The organism is Lentzea sp. (genome assembly GCF_035525475.1).
Lineage (GTDB): Bacteria > Actinomycetota > Actinomycetes > Mycobacteriales > Pseudonocardiaceae > Lentzea.
Window position 1 is genome coordinate 17,175 of sequence record NZ_DATLEC010000092.1, and the last position, 19,451, is coordinate 36,625.

The following is a 19,451-nucleotide window of genomic DNA, read 5'->3' on the forward strand; positions in this document are numbered from 1 at the left end:
CCATGAGCCACCTGCAACTCTCGGGACTGCGCAAGTCCTTCGGCGGCAACGTCGCGCTGGACGGTCTCGACCTCGAACTGGCCGAGGGCGAGCTCGTCAGCCTCCTCGGCCCGTCCGGCTGCGGCAAGACGACGGCGCTGCGCATCGTCGCGGGCTTCGAGACCGCCGACTCCGGCACGGTCACGGTGGGTGGCAAGGACATCACGAAGGTCCCGGCCAACAAGCGGGACATGGGCATGGTCTTCCAGGCCTACAGCCTCTTCCCGAACATGACCGCGGCGCAGAACGTCGCGTTCGGCCTCAAGCTGCGCAAGGGCGACACCAAGCGCACGAACGAGCTGCTCGACCTGGTCGGGCTCGCCCACCTCGGCGGTCGCTACCCGCACCAGATGTCGGGCGGGCAGCAGCAACGCGTCGCGTTGGCGCGCGCCCTCGCGATCCAGCCGCGCGTGCTGCTGCTGGACGAGCCGCTGTCCGCTTTGGACGCCAAGGTCCGCGTGAACCTGCGCGACGAGATCCGCCGCATCCAGACGGAGCTCGGCATGACGACGTTGTTCGTCACGCACGACCAGGAGGAGGCGCTCGCCGTCTCCGACCGCGTCGGCGTCATGTCGCACGGCAGGCTGGAGCAGCTCGACACTCCGTCCGTCGTCTACCGCGAGCCGAAGACCGCCTTCGTGGCGCAGTTCGTCGGCGTCACGAACTCGGTGGAGGCCAAGGCGGAGGGCCAGACCGTCGTGATCAACGGCGTCACGCTCCCCGCCGAGCACGACCAGCCGTCCGGAAGCGACGTCCGCGTCATCGTCCGGCCGGAGGACATCGGGGTGTCCGAGCACGACGGGGACGCCGGTGGCAAGATCGTGGGCGACGTGCTGACCCAGTCGTTCCTCGGGCCGGTCACGCGGATCTCCGTCAGGGTCGGCGAGCAGGTGCTGCGCGTCGACCAGCCGTCGAACTCCGCCTCCGCGTACCAGCCGGGTACGCGGGTCGCGCTCGACCTCAGCGACTCCAGGATCATGGTGGTACCGGGATGATCAGAAAGCTCCTCGCGCGCGACACGGCGGAGGCCCACCGGGTCGCGACGCCGCTGGAGCTGCTGTTCGACCTGAGCTTCGTGGTGGCGGTCGCCCAGGCCGCCGCCTCGCTGCACCACGCCGTGTCCGAGAACCACGCCGGCGCCGGTGTGATGGCGTTCTGCATGGCGTTCTTCGCGCTGTGGCTGCCGTGGCTGAACTTCACCTGGTTCGCCAGCGCGTTCGACAACGACGACACGCTGTACCGGGTCATCACCATGGTCCAGATCGCCGGTGTGCTCGTGGTGGCGGCGGGCGTCCCCGCCGTCTTCGAGCACCAGGACTACCGGATCGTCGTCGGCGGCTACGTCGTCATCCGCCTCGCGATGGTCGCGCACTGGCTGAGGGCGTCGCGCGACAACCCCGAGCACAAGGGCTGCGCCCGCCGCTACGCCGGTGGCATCGCGTTCATGCAGGTGCTGTGGGTGCTGTGGGTGGTGGTCGCGCCGCCGGCCCTCCAGATCCCGCTGTGGGTGCTCTTCATGATCGGCGAGCTGCTGGTGCCGGCCTGGGCGGAGCGCTCGGGGGCCACGACCTGGCACCCGCACCACATCGCCGAGCGGCACGGCCTGTTCACGCTGATCGTGCTCGGCGAGTCGATCCTCGCGGCGACGCTCGCGTTCCAGAAGGGCTTCGACAGCGGCGTCGACCTCATCTCGCTCGCCGCCGCCTCGCTGATCATCGTGTTCTCGGTGTGGTGGGTGTACTTCGAGGCGCCGACCCACCTGCTCAACCTGGGGAAGGCGTTCCTCTGGGGCTACGCGCACCTGTTCATCCTCGGCTCGATCGCGGCGCTCGGCGCCGGTCTCGCCGCCTCGGTGGACTACGACCTGCACCTCGCGCACGCTCCCGGCACGACGGTCGCCGCGTTCACGACGGTGCCGCTGGCCGTGTTCTTCCTGTGCGTCTGGTACGTGCAGGACTGCCCCGGCCAGTCGGGGATCCGCAGGTACCTGCTGCCGATCGGGTCGGCCGCGGTGCTCGCGGCGACGTTCGCGCCGGCCCCGATCCACGTCACGGCGGGCATCACGCTGGCACTGGTCGTCGCCACCCGGCTCGTGTCGGGGGAGCCGCAGCGCGTCGACGTGTGAGGCACTTCCGCGTCTTCTCCTCGTTCTGACGCCGGTGGTGCGATGATCGTCGCCATGACCGGTGTCCGTGAACTCCGCCTGGTCGTCACCGCCGACGACTACGACGAGGCCCTGCGTTTCTACCGAGATGTGCTCGGCCTGGAGCAACGGGCGGCGTTCTCGTCCGACGGCGGGAGGGTCACCATCCTCGAGGCCGGACGGGCCACGCTGGAGATCACCGATCCGCCGCACGCCGAGTTCATCGACTCCGTCGAGGTCGGCAGGCGCGTCGCCGGGCACGTCCGGGTGGCCTTCGAGGTGGACGACTCGGCCGCGGTCACCCGTGAGCTGGAGGCCGCCGGGGCCGAGGTGATCGCGGAACCCACGCGTACGCCGTGGAACTCGCTCAACGCGCGCCTCGCCGCACCGGCCGGGCTGCAGCTGACGCTGTTCCAGGAGCTGGGTGAGTAGATGACGATCTCCGCTGCCGGTTACCGCGACCTCGCGAACCGGGACGTGCTCGCGTGCGCCGTCGTGACGGTCGCCGCGAAGCTGCCGATGTCCATGACGCCGCTGATGATGGTGTTCCTGACCAGGGGACTGCCCGGCGGCTACGTGCTGGCCGCGTCGCTGGTGGCGGTCTACGTGCTCGGGGAGATCCTCGGCGCCGCCCTGCTGGGCCTGTTCCTCGACCCGTCGCGGATGCGCGGGCAGCTGTCGATCGGGCTGGTCGTCGGCGCGGCCGCGTTCACGACGCTGGCGTTGACGACGAACGTGACGGTGCTGGTGATCGCCGCGTTCGTGGCGGGCGCCGGGCCGTCGACGACACCGGGCGGGCTGCGCGCGATGCTGCTCGGGCTGGTGCCGGACGCGTTGGTGCCCAAGGCGATGGGCTTCGACGCCATGATCACGCAGGTCGTCTGGGCGGTGGCGCCCGCACTGGTCACCGTGCTGGCGTTGGGCGTCGACCGCCGTGCGCCCGTCGTGGTGTCGGTGTCGCTCGTCGTCGTGGCGGCGTGGCTGGTGTTCATCCTGCCGCGCGGGCACGTGACGTCCCGCTCCGGCACGGCGAAGACGCGCGTGGTCGCGTCGGCGTGGCCGATCTACCTCGTCAGCGCGGCGGCACTGGCGCAGCTGGCGGTCGCGGAGCTCGTGCTGCCCGCGTTGCTGGAGCACCGGGGGATCGGCATCGGCTGGACCGGGCCGCTGCTCACCGGGTTCGCCGCCTGCAGCGCGCTGGGCGCGGTGCTGTACGGGCTGCGGCCGTGGCCGGGGACGTTCCGCACGCAGGGGCTGGTGCTGCTCGTCATCACGGTGACCTGCGTGGGCGCGGTGGCGCTGTTCCCGAACCTGCCGGGCATCACGGGCGCGTTGCTGGCGGCCGGGCTGTTCCAGTCCGGTGTGCTGGTGACGCGGAGCCTGGCGTTGCGCGAACGGCTTCCGGTCGGCGCGCACGCCCCGGGGTTCTCGATGATGTACGCGGTGACCGGTGCGGGGTACGGGCTCACGGCCGTGGTCATCGCGTGGGCGATGGACGTCGGCTCACCGATCTGGGCGGTCTTCGGCGGTGTGGCGGTGACCCTGGTCCTGACAGCGGTCAGCGCGGCTGCCGAACGACGGCAGCCGCGCTGATCCGGGAGAGAGCTCCTACCCGCGGTAGAAGTTCCCCTGGGTCTGGACGTTCAGCTCGTCCGTGCGGAACAGCTTCGCCACGAACGTGCGCGGGTCGCGCATGTCGATGACGTCGAAGCCGCGGCCCATCTCCGAGGAGTAGATGTAGCCGTTGTACCAGTACGTGGACCACGTACCGCCGCCCCCGCCGTTCGGCATCGGGCCGCGCTCGAAGAAGCCGATCTCACGCGGCTTGCTCGAGTTGGTGAAGTCCCACACCGAGATGCCGCCCTGGTACCAGGACTGCACCATGATGTCCTTGCCGGGCACCGGGATCAGCGAGCCGTTGTGCGCGACGCAGTTCTCCGTGTCACCCTGCATGCGCGGGATCTTGTAGTAGGACTTGAAGACCAGCTTGCGGTTCTTGCCCTTGCCCACGATGTCGTAGATGCCGTTGGCGCCACGGGTCTGGCCGATCTTCTCGTTGCACGTCGCCGCGCCACCGCCACCGAGCTCGTCGGTGAAGACGACCTTGGTGCCGCTGTTGTTGAACGTCGCGGAGTGCCAGAACGCGAAGTGCGCGTCGTCCTGGACCCGGTTGATCTCGACCAGGTTCTCCCGGTCGGAGATGTCCCACAGCACGCCGTCACCCATGCACGCGCCGGCCGCGAGGTCGAGCTGCGGGTAGACGGTGATGTCGTGGCAGCCGGTGGTGGCCGAGGTGTAGCCGGTCTCGATGGTGCCGCCGCGGCCGGGGTTGCCGCCGTCCGGGAACACGACCGGAGCCTTGATCAGCGAGGCCGACGCCGGGTTGCGCACCGGGACCTTGACGATCGAGATCTTGTCGTGCGGCGGCTGGCAGTCCGGGAACGTGGCGCTCGGCGAGTAGGACGAGATGTAGAGGTAGACGTTCTTCTTGTCCTTGGCCGGCACCAGCGTGTGGGTGTGCGAACCGCAGTCGGTCTCGACGGCGGCGACGTACTTCGGCGCCGACTTGTTGCTGATGTCGAAGACCTTGATGCCCTCCCACGACGACTTCTCGGTCGCCGGCTGGGAGACGCTGTTGCAGGAGTTGTCGCTGCGCGACGAGTCGGTCGACAGGAACAGCAGGTTCCCGTACACCGAGATGTCGTTCTGCGAGCCGGGGCACAGGACCTGGCTCTTGATCGTCGGCTTCTTCGGGTTGCGGACGTCGTAGACGACGAACCCGTTGTAGTTGCCGACGAACGCGTAGTTGTCCTGGAACGCGATGTCGGTCTGCGTCGAGTCGAGCGGAGCCTGCTTGTCCAGGTGGGCGACCGGGACCATGTTGCGGCTGCGGGAGATCTCGTCAACCCCCGGAAGGCCGTCGACCGCTTCCGCCTGCGCTTCGAGTTGAGCCTCGCTCAGTCCCTTGCCATCGGCAGGGAGGTCGGGCTCGGCGTACGCGGGCGCGGTCAACGTCGACAGCGTCAGCGCGAGCGCCCCCAGAACCGACAACGGCGCTCTGCGCCGCCGGGCCGTTGCGCGTGAAGTCACTGCTTTACCCCCTCATTACGGGTTGGTGAGGGGGAGTATGACCCGTTCGCGTTGCTAAAGGCCAGCTTCTTTCGGAGGGTTCTCGACTCTTCGTCCAGCCGCGAAAGGGTGGACAGACCGTCGACCGCGTGTTCGATGGCCACGCTTCCACCGGAGACACCGCACGCCCTCGTGCAGGGAGAACGGATCACGCCGGGTGAACTGTATTGTCCGGAGCATGCGTTTCGGGGTTGTAGCGGTCGTGGCGGCGATCGCCCTGCTGACAGGCTGTACGTCGGAGCCGGCACAGGCGCCGATCATCGCGCCGGACACCCCCGGCGGCTCCGCGCCGACCATCGCGCCCTCGGACGCGAGCGGCGCCATCCCGCCCCCGCCCAACGACGCCGACCGCGACTACGTGTCGATGATGATCGCCCACCACGAGCAGGCGCTGGCGATGACCAGGTTCGCCCCCGACCGCGCGCGGAACGAGACCGTCAGGGGTCTCGCCGACCGCATCCGGTACAGCCAGGAGCCCGAGATCGGCGCCATGAAGCAGTGGCAGCGCGTCAACAACGTCGTGGGCTCGCACGGCGACCACGGCTCGATGCCGGGCATGGCCACGCAGGACCAGTTGAACGCCCTGGGAGTGGCGCGTGGCAGGGACTTCGACCGGATGTTCCTCGAGCTGATGATCGCCCACCACGAGGGTGCGATCAAGATGGCGACGGACGTGCGCGCGGCCGGCACCAACGTCCAGGTCGAGGAGATGGCGGACGACGTGGTGGCCACGCAGTCCGACGAGATCAACCGGATGAAGGCGTTGCTTCCCACCGTGTGAGGCGCTCGCGGGCCGTGTCGGCGGCCCGGTGCTCGAGGTGCTCGTAGAGGGCGAGCGCGTGCTGCCACGCCTGGCGAGCCTGCTCCTCCTCGCCGGCGGCGTGGTGGCTGTCGCCCAGGTTCAGCAGCGTCTCGGCTTCGAGGACGAGGAACCCGGTGGTGCGGAACAGCTCCAGCGCCCGGTGGGAGGCCGCGATCGCGCCGGGCAGGTCGCCGAGGTGGTGCCGCGCCCGCGCGATGCTGTGCAGCGCGGCGCCCTGGCCGTTGTGCGACCCGGTCCGCCGGTTCAGCTCGACCGCCCGTTCGCAGTGCTCGACCGCGGCCTCGTGGTCGCCCAGTTCCCCGCTGTACCAGCCGATCTGGTTCAGGGCAGGTCCGATGGCGATCGTGTCGTCGCTCTGCTCGGCCAGGGACAGCGCCCTGCGCGCGGCGGCCAGCGCGTCCGGCAGCCGGCCCAGGTCGCCGTGCACCGCGGCCAGCACCTGGAGCAGGCGGCCTTCCTCGCGGACGTCGCCGAGGTTCTGGTAGTCCTCGATCGCCTGGTCCAGCATGGATACCGCCTCGTCCAGCCGGCCCGTGCGGCGGTATGCGCGCGCTGCGACGTGACGGACGCGGGCACCGGCGTCCAGGTCGCCGGTGCGGGTGACGGCCACGATCGCGGTCTCGAGTGCGGCCGTCCACTCGTGCCAGCGGCCCTTGCGCTCGAAGACGTTGGTCAGGCTCCACACCAGCTGCCACGTGGCGGTGTCGAGCCCGGCCTGCTCGGCGGCCGGGACCAGGGCGATGAGCACGTCCAGTTCGGCGTCGAACCACGCCCACCCCTCCGCGGCGCTGCCCGCGGTCTCGGGCGTCACGCCGAGCAGCGGGTCGGCCAGGAGGAGCGGGGTGCTGAACGATCCGACGATCTGGTCGTGCATGCGGTGCGTGCTGTGCAGGTAGTGGTCGAGCAGGCGGCGCAACGCGCCGTGGTGCTCGTCGCCGGTCGTGAGGCCGCGGGCGAACAGGCGCACCAGGTCGTGGAAGTAGTAGCGCCCGCCGGGGGTCTGCTCGAGCAGGTGTGCCTCGGCCAGTTCGTCGAGGGTGGACCGGGTGCCGCCGAGGCTGGTGGCCGCGGCGGCGGAGAAGTCGGGGCCGCGGTGCGCGCTGAGCAACCGGAACAGCAGGGCCGCCGGCTCGCTCAACCGCCGGTAGGACCAGGAGAACGTGGCGCGCACGCTCGTCAGCTCGTCGCCGGTGTCGAGGAAGTCGAGCCTGGTCTGCTCATCGGCCAGTTCGTCCGCCAGCGCGGCGAGAGGGAGCTGGGCGTCGGCTGCCGCGCGGGCCGCGACGACGGACAGGGCGAGCGGCAGGCCGCCGCACAGGTCGACCAGGCGGGCGAGTGCTTCCGGTTCGGCCGCCGCACGGCCGGCGCCGATGCGTTCGGTCACGAGCGCCACGGCCTCCGCGTGGCCCAGCACGCCGAGGCGCAGGGCCCGTGCCCCGGCGAGGTCGCTCATCCGGTCGCGGCTCGTGATCAGGACCCTGCACCGCGTTCCGCCGGGCAGCAGCGGCCGCACCTGCTCGGCGTCGCGCGCGTTGTCCAGCAGCAGCAACAGCTCCTTGCCGGCGACCAGCTCGCGGTAGAGGCGGGCCTGGCCGTCGTCGTCGGCCGGGACGGTGGCCGAGGGGACGCCGAGCGCGGCGAGGAACCGCCGGATCACGTCCTGCGGCCGTGCCGGTTCGACGGCGGGGTCGAACCCGCGGAGGTTGACGTAGAGCTGCCCCGCCGGGAACCGTTCGGCTGCTCGATGCGCCCACCGCACGGCCAGGGCCGTCTTGCCGACACCGGCCGTGCCGCTGACCGCGGAGATCACCAGCGGGCCCTCTGCGTCGTCGAGCAGGCCCAGTTCGAGGTCGCGGCCGACGAACTGCGACGACGGCGCGGGAATCTGCCGCGGGATCGTCAGTTTCCGTTGCACCGCACGGCGTTCCTCGACGAGCGCGGACACCTCGTGGCGTACCCAGTCCGAGTCGACGTCGGCGAGAGCGGGGCCGCGCCAGAGCTCCAGCGCCTCGGCGTGCCGGCCCTGCTCGGCGAGCGCGCGGAACGTCAGCAGATCCAGGTCGTCCGGCTCGGCGACGTAGCCGATGCCGACGGTGCGCACGCGGTTCGCTTCGCCGAGCGCGGACCGGAGCCTTCCCATGAGCGTGCGCAGCGCTCTCACACTGCCACCGTCGCGCCACACGCGGGCGACCAGTTCCTCGACGGGCACCACCTCGTGGGGACGCAACAGCAACGTGGCCAGCAGCGTCCGGCAGAGCCCGCCGGGGATCATCACCTCTTGCCCGTCCGCCTCGACCGAGAGCGGGCCGAGCACCCGGAATCGCACGTCCCCCACGCGGGGGAGTATCGCCTACTCGGTGCGCTGGCGCGGGAGAACCAGGTCCTCCGCGTGCGTGAACCGCTCGGGCTCGTTGCCCGTCACGAGGCGTGCGATCGTGCGGTGGCCCTTGTGCGCCTCGCGGAACGCGTCGGAGGCGACCCAGGCGCGGAAGGCGTCCTCGGACTCGAACTCGTTGACCGAGACGTACGGCTGGTCGTCCTGCGTCGGCTTGAGCAGCGTGCTGCGCAGCAGGCCGGGGACTCCGGGCAGGTGGGTGCGCATGTTGCCGCGGAAGTAGCGCTCGAACTCCTCGGACATGTCCGGGTTGACGAACATCCGGTTGGTGGCGATGAACATGCAGGCCTCCTGATTCCGACGCTCTGTCGGGAACTATTCCAACTCCCCGTCGGGAAATCAAGCGCGATACGATCCCGGTGTGCCGAGGATCAGCGCAGACACCGTGGCCGAGCACCGCGCCAACCGGTTGCGCGCCCTGCTGGACGCCGGGCGGGAGATCGTGGCGACCGAGGGGGCGGAGGCGCTGACGCTCGCGTCGCTCGCGAGACGCGTCGGCCTGTCGCGGCCGAGCCTCTACGAGTACTTCCGCTCGCGCGAAGAACTGGTCGCCGCGATCGTGTCCGACGCGCTGCCGGAGTGGGCGGACAAGCTGGAGGTGGCGGTCAACAGCGCCGAGTCCGTGCCGGAGAAGATCGAGGCCTACCTGCGGACCGAGCTCGCGATCATCACCGACGGCAGCCACGGGGCGGTGGTGGCCCTGTCCGCGCACACGCTGCCCGACTCGTCGCGCGAGCAGATCAGGGCCGAGCACGAACGGTTGCTGGCACCGTTGGTCGGTGTCTTCACGACGGCCGGGGTGCACCGCGCGCAGCTGCGGGCGATGCTCGTCCACGCGATGGTCGAGGCGACGTCGAGGATGATCACCCCGGGCCGCACCGAGCACAACGAGGCGGTCATCCAGACGTTGCTCGACCAGGTGGTGCACGGGCTGGACCAGCCCATCAGCTGAACGGGACCACCTCGCCGTGGCGGATCAGCTCGCCGTAGTGCCCCGGTTCGACCGGACCGAGTGCGAGGTCGAGCAACGCGGTCGCGGCCTGCGCCGGCGTCGGGGCGGTGCTGACGTCCCACCACAGCGCCGAAGTGGGCGTGTTGATCATGCCGGGGCAGACCGAGGCGACCAGGATCCCCCGCTGCCCGTCGCTGTGCCGGCGCTGGTTCGCGAGCACGCGGACGGCGGCGACCTGGCCGATCTTCGACGGGATGTTCACGAACCCGGGCCACGCACCGGCTTTCGTCCTGCCCTGCTTCGTGGCGTCACGCCACCTCGCGATCTGCCGGTCGATCTCGTCCAATGAGGACGGTGCGGTGAACAGCTCGTGCAGCACCGGCGCGAGGTGGTGCAGCGTGCCGAGCGAGCTGGCGACCACGAGCAGCCGGCCGTTGTCGTTGAGCAGCGGGGCGAACGCCCGCAGGAGCCTCGTGGTGCCGAAGTTGTTGACCTGGGTGTACTCGTCGATGATCTCGCGCGGGTCGTCGTCGGGGCCGACGCGCATGACGGCGTTGCCGAAGACGACGTCGATGCCGCCGTGGCGTTCCTCGATCTGCTTCGCGAGCTTCGCGGCGGAACCGGGGTCGGCGACGTCGAAGAGTTCACCGCGGACCACCGCGCCGCCGCCGGGCACGGACTCGGCCGCCGCCGTGATCTTCGTGATGTCGCGGCCGGTGAGGTAGACGGTGTCGGAGGGCGTCAGGCGCCGGGCGAGACCTTCGGCCAGTGCGAGGCCGAGTCCCTGGGTGGCGCCGGTGACCAGTGCGATCGTCATGGGTCAGGCCTTCGTGAGGAGGGTTTCGGAGTACGTCCACAGGGCGGGCGGCGTTGTCCGGGCCGAGGGCGAACCGGGCGACTCCGCGCCTCGGCGGCGTCTCGTCGCGGTGGTCCGCGCTGCAGGTTGATGTGGATGGCGCCGGGCATGACGGCGTTCGCCGTGATGCCGTCCGCCATCCATCGGCGCGTTGCCTCGACGGAGAACAGGACGTTGGCGGTCTTGCTCTGGCCGTCGGCGCCCCACGGTTCGTAGCGGCGGAACGCGTAGTGGACGTCGTCGGAGATCACCGGGGAGAGCATGTGGACACGGGAGGTGACGGAGACGACGCGCGCGTTGCCGGCGGCTTTGAGGGCGTTGTGCAGGCCGGTGGTGGAGGGCGAGGTGGCCTTGCCGCCGATGCCCTCGGCGACCTCACCGGCGGTGCTGAACCCGAACTCCGTCTCGATCACCTCTTCGACGCTAGGCTCGCCTCAGCCATGCGGGTAGCGAAACTTTGGCAAGTGGGGTATGCGTAAACGTCATGGGCCTGAGTGATGCGTCGCTGGTCGCCCTGCGGGTGTTCCGCGAGGTGGCCGAGCGCGGCACGCTGACGGCCGCGGCCACGGCGTTGGGGTACACGCAGTCCGCCGTGTCACGGCAGGTCGCGGCCCTGGAACGGGCGGCTGGTGCCGTGCTGCTCGAACGGCGGCACGACGGCGTGCAGCTCACCGCGGCCGGTCGGCTCGTGTTGCGCCGTGCGGCCGTGGTGGTGGATCAGGTCGATGCGGGTGCGCGAGAGCTCGCGGGGCTGCCGGAGGAGGACGAGAGCACGGTCCGGCTCGGCTGGTTCGCGACGGCGGGCGCACGGCTGGTCCCGCGGGCGTTGACCGCGTTGAGGCGCACGCATCCGTCGATCACGGTGGTCACGCGCGAGGGGAACACACCGGCGTTGGTGCGCGCGCTGCGTGCGGGCACCCTGGACGTCGCGTTGATCTCGTCGGCGCCACCGTTCCGCGCTCCGGACGACGAGACTCCCGCGCTGGAGGTCGACACGCTCGTCGAACGCAGTCTGCGGGTGGCCGTCCCGGCTGGGCATCCGTTGGCGCGCACCGAGTTCATCGACGTCGAGGACCTGCGCGGGCAGCGGTGGATCTCGGGTCCCGGCGACCAGTGGGTGATGGGGGTGTGGCCGGGGCTGGACGAACGGCCCGTCGTCGCGCACACCGCTCGTGACTGGCTGGCGAAGCTGCAACTGGTGGCGGCGGGGTTCGGCATCACGACGGTTCCCACGTCGCTGATCGCGGTCGCGCCCGCCGGGGTGCGGATCCTGCCGGTGCGGGGAGGGCCCGCCGAGCGGCGCCGGATGCTGCTCGCGCGACTGCCGGGGCCCGTGCCGGAACCCGTCGCGCGACTGGCCGCCGCGCTGCGCACCGCCGTCGTGGAGGCCGAGTAGCGGCATCAACCGATCGGTTGATGCGAGAGCACCTCGTTGTTCGATGATCTTCCGTTCGCGGTCCTCGATCGTGGTGGCATGGCAATCATCGAAGTGCGCGACCTCGGCAAGCGGTACGGGCCGAAGGTCGCGGTGGACTCGGTGTCTTTCGAGGTGGCCGAGGGGGAGATATTCGGAGTGCTGGGGCCGAACGGCGCGGGCAAGACCACGACGGTCGAGTGCGTGTCGGGGCTGCGGAAGCCGGACCGGGGGAGCGTGTCGGTGCTGGGACGGGAGCCCGCGGCGGTGCGGTCCTCGATCGGGGTGCAGCTGCAGGCGTCGGAGCTGCCGGAACGGATCCGGGTCGGCGAGGCGCTGGCGCTGTTCTCGTCGTTCTACCCGTCGCCGGCGGACTGGTCGGAACGGCTGGGGCTCACCGAGCACCTGGGGGTGGAGTTCGGGCGGCTGTCCGGCGGGCTGAAGCAGCGGTTGTCGATCGCGCTGGCGCTGATCGGGTCGCCGCGGGTGGCGATCCTCGACGAGCTGACGACGGGGCTGGACCCGCAGGCGCGGCGCGACACGTGGTCCGTGATCGAGGAGGTGCGGGCGGCCGGCGTGACGATCCTGCTGGTCACGCACTTCATGGAGGAGGCGGAGCGGCTCTGCGACCGGGTGGCGGTGTTCCGCGACGGGCGCATCGCCGCCCTCGACACGCCCTCGGGGCTGGTGTCGAGTGTGGACGGTGTCACTCGGGTGCGGTTCGTCCCGTCCACCGCCGTGGACCTGGCGCTGCTGCGGGCGTTGCCCGAGGTGACCGAGGTGTCGTCGGTGGGGGAGCAGGTCGTCGTCAGCGGGTCGGACAGCGTGGTGCACGCCGTGACCTCGCTGTTGGCGCGCAAGCAGGTCGTGGCGCGGCAACTCCGCGTCGACCAGGTGTCGCTGGACGACGCCTACGTGGAGCTGACCGGGGGTAGCGATGTTGCGGATCGTTGAGATCGAGGCGCGGCTGTTCGTCCGCGACCGGCTGAACTCGTTGTTCGCGGTGGTGTTCCCGTGCCTGCTCTTGCTGGCGCTGGGGGCGGTTCCGGCGTTGCGCGAGCCGTTGCCGGAGTTCGGCGGGCAGCGGTTCATCGACAGCTACCTGTCCTCGCTGGTCGTGTTCACGCTGGGGTTCATCGGGTTGCAGCGCGTGCCGACGGTCGTGGCCACCTATCGGGAGAAGGGCGTGCTGCGCCGGCTGTCGACGACGCCCATGCACCCGGCGCGGCTGCTGGCGGGTCAGATGGTGGTCAACTTCGCCGCGGCGATCTTGTCGGTGCTGCTGACTATCGTGGTGGCATACGTCGTTTTCGACGTCGACCTGCCTCACCACCCGCTCGGCCTGGCGTGTGCCGTGCTGCTGGGAGGCGCGGGCACGTTCGCGCTGGGACTGGTGATCGCCGCACTGGCCCCGAACGCGCGGGCGGCCGGTGGCTGGGCCACGGCGGTGTTCATGCTGCTCATGTTCCTGGGCGGCGTGTACCTGCCGCGGTTCATGCTGCCCTCGTCGATCAAGGAGATCGGTTCCTACACGCCTCCGGGCGTGGAGGCGGTGCAACAGGCGTGGCTCGGTACCGCGCCGGACTGGAGGCATCTCGCGATCATGGGGCTCGTAAGCCTCGTGGCAGGTACCGTCGCGGCCAGGACTTTCCGCTGGGAGTAGCTCGTGGACATGGCCGCGTTGGACAGGTGGGAGCGCAGGCTCGGCGCGATCGCCCACGTGATCCCGTACTTCGTGCTGACCGTGACGACGGTGCTGTACGCGATCTTCACCGCGCACCCGGCACCGGAGCGCTGGTTCACCTACGGCGTCGTGGCGTTCGGCTACGTGTGGATGGCGTGGTGGTTCACGCTGCACCCCGCGTGGCACAAGCGCGCGGACCTCATGGCCGTGTTCATCGGTGGCATGGTCGTGTTCTACGCGGTGCTGGGCATGCGGGAGCACTGGTTCGGCGCGGTGTCGTACGCGGTCTACGTCTACGCGAGCGAGGTCCTGCGCGGGCGCTGGATGTTCTTCGTGGTGGCGCTGACGGCCGCCCTGGCGACGCTGTCGCTGTTCGGCGGCTACCCGCCGTCCGGTGAGGAGCCCGCGTTCTGGCTGCTGCTGGCGGTGTTCGTGGTGGTGGCGTGCACCTTCACGTACGTGGGCCACGTGACGACGGAGCAGTCCCGGCTGCGCAAGGAACTGCTGGAGGAGAACGAGGGCCTCCACGCCCAGCTCCTGGTGCAGGCGCACGAGGCAGGCGTGCTGGACGAACGCCACCGCATGGCGGGCGAGATCCACGACACCCTCGCCCAGGGCCTGACGGGCATCATCACGCAACTGTCCGCGGCGACCTCGGCCGACTGGGAACGCCGCGTGGCGGTGGCGGCCGAGCTGGCGCGCTCGAACCTGGCGGAGGCCCGCCGGTCCGTGCACGCCCTGCGCCCGCCCGCACTGGACTCGGCGGCGCTGCCCGAGGCGCTGGACGAGGTGGCGTCGGGCTGGTCCACGGTGTACGGCGTGCCGGTCTCGGTGACGTTGACCGGTGCCGCCCGCGCGATGCACCCCGAGGTGGAGGTCGCTTTGCTGCGCACCGCCCAGGAGGCGCTGGCGAACGTGGCCAAGCACGCCGCGGCCTCCAGGGTCGGGTTGACCCTGTCCTACATGGAGGACGTGGTGACGCTGGACGTGCGCGACGACGGCGTGGGCTTCGACCTGGCGCTGCCGTCGTCGGGCTTCGGGCTGCCCGCGATGAGGCACCGGGTGCACCGGCTGTCGGGGGCGTTGTTCGTGGAGTCGGAGCCGGGGGCGGGGACGGCGATCTCGGCTCGGGTGCCGGCGTGAGGGGTGCGGGGATGGCTGCTGGCGGAGAGTGGGGGAGGCGCGTGAAGGACGCTGGTGGAGGAGTGGGCGCGGCGTCGGCCGGGTCGCAGCTGAGCGACGGGTCCGGCTTGAGCCGTGCGGTGCTTGGTGGCTGTCGAGTCGCGTGCGTCCTTCGTGCCGTGGAGGTGGGCGCGTGATCCGGCTTGTCATCGTCGATGACCATCCCGTCGTGCGCGACGGGTTGCGCGGCATGTTGTCCGCGGCCGACTTCGAGGTCGTGGGTGAGGCCGCGTCCGGTGATGAAGCGGTCGCGGTGGTGACGGCGTTGAGTCCTGACGTCGTGCTCATGGACCTGCGGATGCCGGGGTCCGACGGGGTGTCGGCGATCGAGCGGTTGCGCGGTCATCCGTGCCGGGTGCTGGTGCTCACGACGTACGACACCGATCGGGACGTGTTGCCCGCCATCAAGGCCGGCGCCACCGGGTACCTGCTCAAGGACACGCCTCGCGAGGAGCTGCAGCGGGCCATCCGGGCGGCTCACTCGGGGGAGGCCGTCCTGTCGCCCGCGGTGGCCACCCGGTTGCTCGGGCAGGTGCGGGAGCCCGCGCTGGAGCCGTTGTCGGCGAGGGAGCTCGACGTGCTGGCGTTGGTGGCCAGGGGAACCACCAACCGGGCTGTGGCGGCGGCCCTGTTCATCAGCGAGGCGACGGTCAAGACGCATCTGCTGCACGTCTACGCGAAGCTCGGTGTCAGTGACCGGGCGGCGGCTGTCGCCGTGGCGTACGAGCGCGGGCTGTTGCGCGGCCGCGGGCGGTGAACGCAAGGGCGGTGAACGGACCGCGGCGGGACCAACCGTGGTCGGCCCCGCCGCTGCGGCAACTCCCCCTTGCCACCCCTCACCCCTCGTGATGGAGGAACGCGCGCCAGTCGCCCAGATACGAGATGTCCTGGATGTCACCTGATCGGAGTAGCCCGTCGACCATCTCGGAGCGGAGGACCGTCGCCAGTGCGGCGCTGCCGTCCTCCAGCTCGATGACGCCGATCTCCAGCTCCGGCGGTTCCGCGGGCACGAGGTGGTCGCGCAGGACCTTCAGCGGCAGGTCGTAGAGCTCACCGACGACCTGGGCCGAGCCCGACTCGTGCATCGCGGGGAACTCCCCCCGCACCGAGAAGTACCGGTACCTGGGGGCACTGCGCGCCCTGCAGACCATCGGCGTGCCCTGCAACTGGGCGTGCAGCGGTCCGCCCTTCATGCCGCCGCCGTTGAGGAAGATCAGTGCCATGACTCTCCGAGGTTCGGTGGATGGGCGTGGACAGGGAGGTCAGCGGCAGGCCGGTGCCGCCGTGCCGCAGGGCGACGAGCTCGGCGGCGATCGAGACCGCGGTCTCCGCCGGGCTGCGGCCGCCCAGGTCGAGGCCGATGGGGGAACGGAGCCGTGCCAGCGCTGACGGCGGCACGCCTGCCTCCAGCAGGCGGTCGAGGCGTTCCGAGTGCGTGCGGCGCGAGCCGAGGGCGCCGACGAAGGCGAGAGGACGGGACAGCGCCTCCACCAGGACCGGGATGTCGAACTTCGGGTCGTGGGTCAGCACCACGACTGCGGTGTCGGGGTCGGTGCGCGTCGACGCGAGGTAGCGGTGCGGCCAGTCGACGACGACCGAGTGCGCTGCGGGGAAGCGTTCGGGAGTGGCGAACACGGGACGGGCGTCGCACACCGTCACGTGGTAGCCGAGGAAGCGCCCGATCTCGGCCACGGCGGCGGCGTGGTCGATGGCGCCGAACACCAGCAGGCGCGGCGGTGGCATCCACGACTCGGTGAACACGCGGCCGCCCACGGCGAAGCGCACCGAGACCGGGTGGCCGTCCACCGAGGCCCGCAGAGCCGCGCGCAACGACGGGCTGTCGCGCTGCACCAGCACGTCCAGCGAACCGCCGCAGGTCAGGCCCGCCGCGAACGCCGTGTCGTCGGAGTAGCCGAACGTCGTCAACGTGGGCTCGCCGGTCTCCAGCACCGCGCGGGCGAGCTCGTAGACCTCCGCCTCCACGCAGCCGCCGGACACGCTGCCGATCACCTCGCCCGAGGGACCGACCGCCATCGCGGCACCGACCGGACGGGGCGCACTGCCGCGCACGGCCACCACCGAGGCGACCGCGAACCGGTCCCACGACAGCAACGTCGACGCCAGGTCACGCATCGAACCCTCCCTGGGAAGTGAGCAGGGCTACCTGCCGGTGATCATGTCCACGCCGAAGTAGACGGTGAACATCAGCGCGAGGCCGGTCATCAGCCAGCCCGGCCACTGGCCCTTGCAGACGCGCAGCACGACGTAGGACACGAGGCCGGCGCCGATGCCGTTGGTGATCGAGTAGGTGAACGGGATGATCGCCGCGGTCAGGAACACCGGGATGGTGAAGTCCGTGTCCTGCCAAGGGATCCGGCGGATCTGGGTCATCATCAGGCCGCCGATCACCACCAGCGCCGGCGCCGCGGCCTGTGCGGGCACGATGGCCGCCAGCGGCGTGAAGAGCAGTGCCACCAGGAACAACCCGCCGGTCACCACCGAGGCCAGGCCGGTCCTGGCGCCTTCGCCCACACCCGCCGCCGACTCCAGGAACACGGTGTTCGGGGCGGAACCCGTGACGCCACCGGCGATCGCGCCGGCGCCGTCGACCATCAGGATCCTGCCCATGCCCTCGACCCGGCCGTCACGGGTGAGGCCCGCCTCGTCCGACACCGACGTGATGGTGCCCATGGCGTCGAAGAAACCCGACAGCACCAGCGTGAACAGGAAGATCGTCGCCGCGATCACCCCCGCCGACGCGAAACCACCGACCAGGTCCACCCGCCCGAACAGGCCGAAGTCCGGCGAGGCGACGACCGACGAGGGCAGCGACGGCGTCACCAGGCCCCAGTCCCGCACGGGGAACACCGAGTTCACCACCACAGCGACGACGGTGGCCACCACGATGCTGATCAGCACCGCACCGGGCACGCCGCGCGCCATCAGCACGATCATCAGCAGCAGGCCGAGGCAGAAGATCACGATCGGCCAGCCGCTGAGGTGTCCGTCGACGCCCATCCGCACCGGGACCGTCGAGTGGGCCGCGTCCGGCGTGCGGGTCACGAAACCGGCGGACACCAGTCCCACCAGGGCGATGTAGAGGCCGATGCCCACGGTGATCGCGATCTTCAACGGCTCGGGGATCGCGTTGATGATCCGCTCGCGGACGCCCGAAGCGGCCATGACCACGATGCAGACGCCTTCGAGCACCACCAGACCGAAGGCCTGGGCCCACGTCATCGTCGGCGCCATCTGGAAGGCGACCACGCCGTTCACGCCCAGGCCCGCCGCCATCGCGAGAGGCGCGTTGCCGACCAGCCCCATGAGGACGGTCGTGACGCCCGCGGCCAGCGCGGTCGCGGTGGTGATCTCGGCGGTGGTGAGCTTGGCGCCGGTGATGTCGGCGGACGCGCCGAGGATCAACGGGTTCAGCAGCACGATGTACGACATCGCGACGAAAGTCGTGATACCGCCACGGATCTCACGGCCCACAGTGCTGCCGCGTTCGGTGATGCGGAAGAACTGGTCGAGTGGAAAAGACTTCGGTTGGCTCCGCGACTGGGTCATCGGAAGACGGCCTTTCCCATGCCGGTGGGCGCGTTCCATCGCCGGAACGCGATTGGGCAAGCTCCGGTCAGCAGGCAGGCTTGTGGCCTCAGTAGTCGGTTCGAGAAGCGAGTGACAGCCACGCGGTGAACGGGGCGTTGTCCTCGGCGGTGGAGATCCGGTGCACGGGCAGGTCCCAGTCGTCGCGGGACTTGCTGAACAGCTCGTAGAACTCCCGGTCGTCGAACCCGGCCGCCGCCGCGTCGTGGCGGTCGGCGGCGTAGAGCACCCGGTCCACCCGCGCCCAGAGCGCGGCGGACAGGCACAGGGGACACGGCTCGCACGAGGAGATCAGCGTGCAGCCGGTCAGCTTGAAGTCGCCGAGCGCCTGGCAGGCCGCGCGGATCGCGACGACCTCGGCGTGGGCGGTGGGGTCGAGCGAGGGCGTCACCTGGTTGACGCCCGTGGCGACGACCGCGCCGTCACGGACGACCATCGCGCCGAACGGGCCGCCGCCGGAGGCCACGTTGCGGGTGGCCAGGTCGATGGTGGCGAGCAGATGTGCGTTCACAGCAGGAACTCCAGAGACGTCAGGTACCGGTGAGGTGTTCCGGGCGGACCGGGACGCGGGTGAGCGCCAGGCCGGTCGCCGCGCGGATCGCCGCCACGATCGCCGGGGTCGACGAGATGGTGGGCGGTTCGCCGACGCCGCGAATGCCGTAGGGGGCGTGCGGGTCGGCGAGCTCGAGCACGTCGATGCTCATCGGCGGCATGTCGAGCACGGTGGGGATGAGGTAGTCGGTGAACGACGGGTTGCGCACCTTGCCGCCGGAGGTCTGGATCTCCTCCATCACCGCGAGGCCGAGCCCCTGGGCGGACCCGCCCTGGATCTGGCCGACCACGGCCTGCGGGTTCAGCGCCTTGCCCACGTCCTGGGCGCAGTCGAGGGAGACCACGCGCACGAGCCCGAGCTCGACGTCCACGTCGACGACGGCGCGGTGGGCGGCGAAACCGTACTGGACGTGCGCGTTGCCTTGTCCGGTCTCGGGGTCGATGGCCTCGGTCGCGCGGTGACGCCACTCGGTGGTCTCGTCGATCACCTCGTCGCCGATGTCGGTGCGACCGGCCAGCCGGTCGCGCACCAAGGCACAGGCGGCCTTCACGGCACCGCCGGTGACGTACGTCTGGCGCGACGCCGAGGTCGAGCCGCCGTTGCCGATCGTGGTGTCCATCGGCAGCACGGTCACGCGCTCGATGCCCAGCTCGGTCCGCACGATCTGCTGCATGA

General features: G+C 70.6%; 20 protein-coding genes and 1 pseudogene. 11 read left to right on the forward strand and 10 right to left on the reverse strand.

The annotated features are described in order from the left end of the window. Positions 1–2: 2 nt before the first annotated feature. Genes VM306_RS16495 through VM306_RS16510 form a run of 4 tightly spaced genes read left to right on the forward strand, consistent with a single transcriptional unit; the run spans position 3 to position 3,775 of the window. A complete protein-coding gene (locus VM306_RS16495; RefSeq protein ID WP_325515871.1) occupies positions 3–1,034 on the forward strand; it encodes an ABC transporter ATP-binding protein in 1,032 nt (343 codons plus the stop codon). Then, positions 1,031–2,164, forward strand: a complete 1,134-nt coding sequence (locus VM306_RS16500) for a low temperature requirement protein A (RefSeq protein WP_325515872.1) — start codon at positions 1,031–1,033, stop codon at positions 2,162–2,164. The genes VM306_RS16495 and VM306_RS16500 overlap by 4 nt, the downstream gene beginning before the upstream one ends. Before the next feature lie 54 nt (positions 2,165–2,218). Then, a complete protein-coding gene (locus tag VM306_RS16505) occupies positions 2,219–2,614 on the forward strand; it encodes a VOC family protein (RefSeq protein ID WP_325515873.1) in 396 nt (131 codons plus the stop codon). After that, positions 2,615–3,775: an MFS transporter gene (locus tag VM306_RS16510; protein WP_325515874.1), complete on the forward strand. Its 1,161-nt coding sequence runs from the start codon at positions 2,615–2,617 to the stop codon at positions 3,773–3,775. Positions 3,776–3,790: 15 nt separating this feature from the next. On the opposite strand, the gene VM306_RS16515 is transcribed toward VM306_RS16510, so the two are convergent. Next, a complete protein-coding gene (locus VM306_RS16515) occupies positions 3,791–5,272 on the reverse strand; it encodes an LVIVD repeat-containing protein (protein ID WP_414672392.1) in 1,482 nt (493 codons plus the stop codon). Between the two features lie 217 nt (positions 5,273–5,489). Here VM306_RS16515 and VM306_RS16520 point away from each other — a divergent pair, with 217 nt between their 5' ends. Then, the gene (locus VM306_RS16520; protein WP_325515875.1) at positions 5,490–6,092 is read left to right on the forward strand and encodes a DUF305 domain-containing protein; all 603 of its coding nucleotides are present in this window, start codon (positions 5,490–5,492) and stop codon (positions 6,090–6,092) included. On the opposite strand, the gene VM306_RS16525 is transcribed toward VM306_RS16520, so the two are convergent. Together VM306_RS16525 and VM306_RS16530 are read right to left on the reverse strand one after the other, a co-directional pair. After that, positions 6,058–8,469 carry an ATP-binding protein gene (locus VM306_RS16525; protein WP_325515876.1) on the reverse strand — a complete coding sequence of 804 codons (2,412 nt, stop codon included), beginning with the start codon at positions 8,467–8,469 and terminating at the stop codon, positions 6,058–6,060. The genes VM306_RS16520 and VM306_RS16525 overlap by 35 nt on opposite strands. Before the next feature lie 15 nt (positions 8,470–8,484). Then, entirely contained in the window at positions 8,485–8,811 is a 327-nt protein-coding gene (locus VM306_RS16530; RefSeq protein WP_325515877.1) for an antibiotic biosynthesis monooxygenase, read from the reverse strand. Positions 8,812–8,890: 79 nt separating this feature from the next. Here VM306_RS16530 and VM306_RS16535 point away from each other — a divergent pair, with 79 nt between their 5' ends. Then, positions 8,891–9,481, forward strand: coding sequence for a helix-turn-helix domain-containing protein (locus tag VM306_RS16535; RefSeq protein WP_325515878.1), 591 nt, complete (start codon positions 8,891–8,893; stop codon positions 9,479–9,481). Here the strand turns inward: VM306_RS16535 and VM306_RS16540 are convergent. After that, positions 9,474–10,298, reverse strand: a complete 825-nt coding sequence (locus VM306_RS16540; RefSeq protein ID WP_325515879.1) for an SDR family NAD(P)-dependent oxidoreductase — start codon at positions 10,296–10,298, stop codon at positions 9,474–9,476. The two genes, VM306_RS16535 and VM306_RS16540, sit on opposite strands and share 8 nt — an antisense overlap. Beyond that, positions 10,295–10,750 carry a hypothetical protein gene (locus VM306_RS16545; RefSeq protein WP_325515880.1) on the reverse strand — a complete coding sequence of 152 codons (456 nt, stop codon included), beginning with the start codon at positions 10,748–10,750 and terminating at the stop codon, positions 10,295–10,297. The genes VM306_RS16540 and VM306_RS16545 overlap by 4 nt, the downstream gene beginning before the upstream one ends. A gap of 71 nt (positions 10,751–10,821) precedes the next feature. On the opposite strand from VM306_RS16545, the gene VM306_RS16550 reads away from it, so the two are divergent. From VM306_RS16550 to VM306_RS16570, 5 genes are all read left to right on the forward strand, one after another. Next, positions 10,822–11,733: a LysR family transcriptional regulator gene (locus VM306_RS16550; RefSeq protein WP_325515881.1), complete on the forward strand. Its 912-nt coding sequence runs from the start codon at positions 10,822–10,824 to the stop codon at positions 11,731–11,733. Between the two features lie 78 nt (positions 11,734–11,811). Then, a complete protein-coding gene (locus VM306_RS16555) occupies positions 11,812–12,705 on the forward strand; it encodes an ABC transporter ATP-binding protein (RefSeq protein ID WP_325515882.1) in 894 nt (297 codons plus the stop codon). Further along, complete coding sequence (locus VM306_RS16560) at positions 12,689–13,414, forward strand: ABC transporter permease (protein ID WP_325515883.1); 726 nt, start codon at positions 12,689–12,691, stop codon at positions 13,412–13,414. Before VM306_RS16555 ends, VM306_RS16560 begins: the two co-directional genes overlap by 17 nt. A gap of 9 nt (positions 13,415–13,423) precedes the next feature. Next, complete coding sequence (locus VM306_RS16565; protein ID WP_325515884.1) at positions 13,424–14,578, forward strand: sensor histidine kinase; 1,155 nt, start codon at positions 13,424–13,426, stop codon at positions 14,576–14,578. 172 nt (positions 14,579–14,750) lie between these two features. Beyond that, complete coding sequence (locus VM306_RS16570) at positions 14,751–15,374, forward strand: response regulator transcription factor (protein WP_325515885.1); 624 nt, start codon at positions 14,751–14,753, stop codon at positions 15,372–15,374. Between the two features lie 79 nt (positions 15,375–15,453). Here the strand turns inward: VM306_RS16570 and VM306_RS41380 are convergent, their stop codons facing one another. From VM306_RS41380 to VM306_RS16595, 5 genes and pseudogenes are all read right to left on the reverse strand, one after another. Then, positions 15,454–15,840, reverse strand: a complete 387-nt coding sequence (locus VM306_RS41380) for an allophanate hydrolase-related protein (protein ID WP_414672393.1) — start codon at positions 15,838–15,840, stop codon at positions 15,454–15,456. A 13-nt stretch (positions 15,841–15,853) separates the two neighbouring features. Continuing rightward, positions 15,854–16,750: pseudogene (locus tag VM306_RS16580) on the reverse strand (XdhC family protein); the annotation flags it as partial. A 27-nt stretch (positions 16,751–16,777) separates the two neighbouring features. Continuing rightward, the gene (locus VM306_RS16585) at positions 16,778–18,184 is read right to left on the reverse strand and encodes an NCS2 family permease (protein ID WP_325515887.1); all 1,407 of its coding nucleotides are present in this window, start codon (positions 18,182–18,184) and stop codon (positions 16,778–16,780) included. An 88-nt stretch (positions 18,185–18,272) separates the two neighbouring features. Beyond that, positions 18,273–18,734, reverse strand: a complete 462-nt coding sequence (locus VM306_RS16590) for a nucleoside deaminase (protein ID WP_325515888.1) — start codon at positions 18,732–18,734, stop codon at positions 18,273–18,275. A 19-nt stretch (positions 18,735–18,753) separates the two neighbouring features. Further along, positions 18,754–19,451 (reverse strand): xanthine dehydrogenase family protein molybdopterin-binding subunit (locus VM306_RS16595; protein ID WP_325515889.1); only part of this gene is annotated, 698 nt, incomplete at its 5' end.